This window comes from Polynucleobacter sp. 31A-FELB, assembly GCF_018882405.1.
In the GTDB taxonomy this organism is placed as follows: Bacteria; Pseudomonadota; Gammaproteobacteria; order Burkholderiales; family Burkholderiaceae; genus Polynucleobacter.
This window is the reverse complement of record NZ_JACVOO010000033.1, coordinates 1-3,695: the sequence shown is the minus strand read 5'-3', so window position 1 is coordinate 3,695 and position 3,695 is coordinate 1. Positions and strand designations below refer to the sequence as shown.

Sequence of the window (3,695 nt, the reverse complement as noted above, 5' to 3'; positions counted from 1 at the left end):
ACTTGATGCAATGCAAAAGCAATCTGCTCTTCTGTGAACTTTGACCTCTTCATGGCGCACCCCTCCTTAGGGATAATATCGCCGATTTTTTCTAATTTAGGGTGTCCAATTTATTGGGAGGAGGTCAGCAGATCCTGACAATAAAAAACCACCCGAAGGTGGCTTTATAACTAGTATCTTATGGAAGTCTTGGGCCTTCCACACCCAAGAGATAGGCATAAAGTTGCTCTGCCCCCATTGCTTTTTTGAGTCCACAGTAAATTAGGTATGGAAGAATAATTAACCAGTAGCACAAACTGAGAGCAATAACATGCTCCCAACTTCCTTTACAAAAATTTTGTACAGTCTCAAAAAAATCTTTATGGTGAATCATGCCCTCAAGGCCATAAAAAAGATAGCTTAGAGCTAAAACAAAAGCAGTATCAATTAGAGATCTTCTAAATACCAACCAAAGCACAGATGACCCCTTTGCAAAGGGTAATGGAAATAGCTTTTGTCCCACCAACATAAACCTAGATAATGCTGAGGCCTTCAAAATTGCAAAGCCATAGGTAAAGTAAGGCACGCCCGCCTGCTCCAAGATGGCATCACTCAAAAAGACAAGGGCACAAAACCAGACAGCAAGATAGATCTGGAGTATCAGACCTTTCTTGATCGCTGCCTCAACTTTTTCAAGCTTAAAGCCCATTATTTAGAATCCAGGAACCTGAGTTACATCAACAACCTTTATATCCTTGCGGGTATTGGTTGCGATAGTTTTAGAGGCAAACTCATCCGGCACGGCATTAAAGTTGACTGACTTTAAATCAAGTGGCTTATAGCCATTTTCTACTGACATTGGAAGTAATTTTTGATCAGCCTGGAAGAATGCTAAATCCAAAAAGCGCATAACTGAATTATCCAAATCCTTAATCACACACCACAAAGTCGTAGTTGTGATCTTTGTTTTTGGTGAACTACCTGGCGTGTATGGCACTACCGCACTATTCAAAATGATTGATGCTTGGTATACAGCTTCAGCAGATGAGTTTGGTGCATAGAGGTTATCGAGTAATACCGTGCATTTAGCAAAACGTGAGGACGGACTGTAATCGCCTGGTATGCCCATAAAGTTCAATACTGCAGGACGCAGAGCGTCACCATAGAGCTCATTGTATTGAGGAACGAACTGAGCCATAGCTTCATTTGGTTTCTCGGCCGAGACGTCGATCGAAGAGTACTGCTTGGCATAGTTAAGTTGCCAGTCATAAGCTGGGGCATTTGTCATCACATTGCCAGCCGAATGATAGATCTTCACCTCACCTTTAATAAACTCAATAACCATGCTGTCGCCAGTTTTGTCGCGAACAGAATAGTGAACTGGGACATTTTTGATAAACATTCCTGGAGCGCCCTCAATTGCCCATGCAACTATCTGATGGGCATCAAGCAATTGACGAGCCTCTTTTACGGTTTTAGCTTGAGACAAGAAAAATGTGCCAATTTCTAAAGCTGACAAAACTGGACGTTTATCAGCAGATTTAAAAGGAGCATATTCCGAACCTGGCAGATATAGGATGCTGATACTCAATCCTTCTGTATTCATGCCATCCATCACTACCGCAGTATTGAAAGCCCCTCTGCCTACGTAGCCATACTTATTTGTCCAAGAGGTCAACTGACCGGCAGGTATTTGCTCAGCGTCTACAACCGGATTTGATGTGTTTTTCTGACCAACAAAGCCCATTAACAACTCCGTACCCATATTGATCGGAAAATCCATGGATCGGGCTTCAACGTGATAACCGCCTTTGTTAATAAAGATATTGGTACACATAGGTCTTAAACCCCTTTAAATTAATTAGATTATTTATAAAACATATAAAATATAGACCATATATTACCAATCTTTATTTGCTCTTCAGCTAGCCTCCATGCTTCCTAGATTTACCTTTTTCCTGCTTGGATTGCTGAATCTGCTATTTCCTGAAATTGCTGCAGCCCAACAATCGCTTTCTGCAGGTGAAGAAAGACTTGTAACTAGTGAGCGCGTATTAAATGCTCAGCAAGATGTGGCAACGGTTCCTTTGAGTTACAACTTTGATCAAAAAATTGGTAGCTCTCATCAAGGCTCTACTCAGTACACAAGACTTTCGCCATATGTACCGTTTCGAATTAATTCTGACTATAGCTTTGTAGTCATGCCAACAGTAACCTATCAGACATTTAATAATTTTGATGGTTACTCAAGCTCTGGATTCGCCCCAACCAAAATTGAGACATACTTCACTCAATCAAATCAATCGCACAACAAGTTTTCTTATGGTGCTGGTCCAATGATCCAAATTCGTACCAATATGCCCTTTATGTATGGCAGCTCACAAAATGCTGTTGGGATTAGTGCTGGCGCAATACATCGCAGCGAAGATTGGATTGTGGGAATACTTGGTTACCAATCTTTTGGATTGGGACCTATACAAGTCGACAATCTCAGCGCTACCAATGTTTTCGCTAGACCATTCATTACATACATCACTAAGAGGTATGGGAGCATTACGCTTGACTCAGAATCTATAGTTAATACAACATCGGGGGCGCACTCCTACCCAATCAACCTTACCGGTAGCAAGATTGTTAATCTCGGCGACGTACCATTGCTTTTCACTATTGGCGCCAGATATTACACAGTCAACACCATATATGGGGGAGCTCAGGGCTGGGGTGGAAGACTAGGCCTCACCTATGCTTTTTCGAATTGAGTGATTGGCTATAAAAATAGTTTTTTAATCTCTTTTGATGATAGAAAGTATGCAGCTCTAACCCACTCCCAACGAAGTTAATCCATTAACAGCAAAGTATTATTTAACTTTTAAGCACTTTTATATGTCCACAGACCTTAATAACATCACCCACCTTGTTCAACTGGCGTTGACGCCAGCATTTTTGTTATCCGGAATTGGAGCAGTGTTGGCCGTACTTTCAGCTCGCCTAACAAGAGTGGTGGATAGAAGCCACCAAATTGAAGATCGCATCAAACTAGGCACGCAAGAAAATACTTACATTGAAGATTTACAAATTCTCGATAGACGATGCAATGCAATTCATCTAGCTCTTTACTTTTGTACTTTTTCGGCATTTTGCATTTGCGCAATTATTTGTATGATTTATATTGGCAAACTTTACTTTGACTCAAGTGCAACAGGGGTGGTTGTTGGATGGTTATTCGCTATCTCGATGTCCTCCCTAACGATTTCGCTTTTCTTGCTAATGCAGGAGATAAGAATTTGCGCCCAATGCATCCGAGTGAACGTAAAAAATATTTGAGCTTTTTAAGGTCTCATATTGGCCGAAAGCAACCACTAAGAATCTAGAGTGACGGATGGAAGATCCGATGAACAGCGAAGGTCCGAAATCGACCTTGATTTCAACCCGTCGATGCAACACACTACAAACTGCGTAAGCGCAAGGAGTGTTGCTCATGAAACAACGACCTCGAATCTATTACACGGCTACCCAGAAGGCTTTAATGTGGGAGCGGTGGCAAAAAGGCGATAACCTTCATCAGATAGCGCAGTTATTTGATCGGGGCCACTCCTCTATCCAGCGTATTTTGGCTGAAAGTGGTGGCATCAGACCGCCAGAGCGAACTCGATCCGTTTTAGCGCTAACTTTGGCTGAGCGAGAAGAGATCTCCCGCGGCCTAGCAACGGGACAAT

4 protein-coding genes and 1 pseudogene are annotated in these 3,695 nt (G+C 42.1%); 3 read left to right on the top strand and 2 right to left on the bottom strand.

The window, feature by feature from the left end:
- Positions 1-178: 178 nt before the first annotated feature.
- Both ICN30_RS11455 and ICN30_RS11450 read right to left on the bottom strand, forming a co-directional pair.
- Entirely contained in the window at positions 179-688 is a 510-nt protein-coding gene (locus ICN30_RS11455) for a hypothetical protein (RefSeq protein WP_216275770.1), read from the bottom strand.
- A gap of 3 nt (positions 689-691) precedes the next feature.
- On the bottom strand, positions 692-1,816 hold the full coding sequence (locus ICN30_RS11450; RefSeq protein WP_216275769.1) for a linear amide C-N hydrolase: 1,125 nt from the start codon (positions 1,814-1,816) through the stop codon (positions 692-694).
- 97 nt (positions 1,817-1,913) lie between these two features.
- Here ICN30_RS11450 and ICN30_RS11445 point away from each other — a divergent pair, with 97 nt between their 5' ends.
- The 3 genes and pseudogenes from ICN30_RS11445 to ICN30_RS11435 form a co-directional block, all read left to right on the top strand.
- The gene (locus ICN30_RS11445) at positions 1,914-2,738 is read left to right on the top strand and encodes a hypothetical protein (RefSeq protein ID WP_216275768.1); all 825 of its coding nucleotides are present in this window, start codon (positions 1,914-1,916) and stop codon (positions 2,736-2,738) included.
- Between the two features lie 124 nt (positions 2,739-2,862).
- Entirely contained in the window at positions 2,863-3,303 is a 441-nt protein-coding gene (locus tag ICN30_RS11440) for a DUF2721 domain-containing protein (protein WP_216275767.1), read from the top strand.
- A 154-nt stretch (positions 3,304-3,457) separates the two neighbouring features.
- Positions 3,458-3,695, top strand: a pseudogene (locus ICN30_RS11435) (IS30 family transposase); the annotation flags it as partial.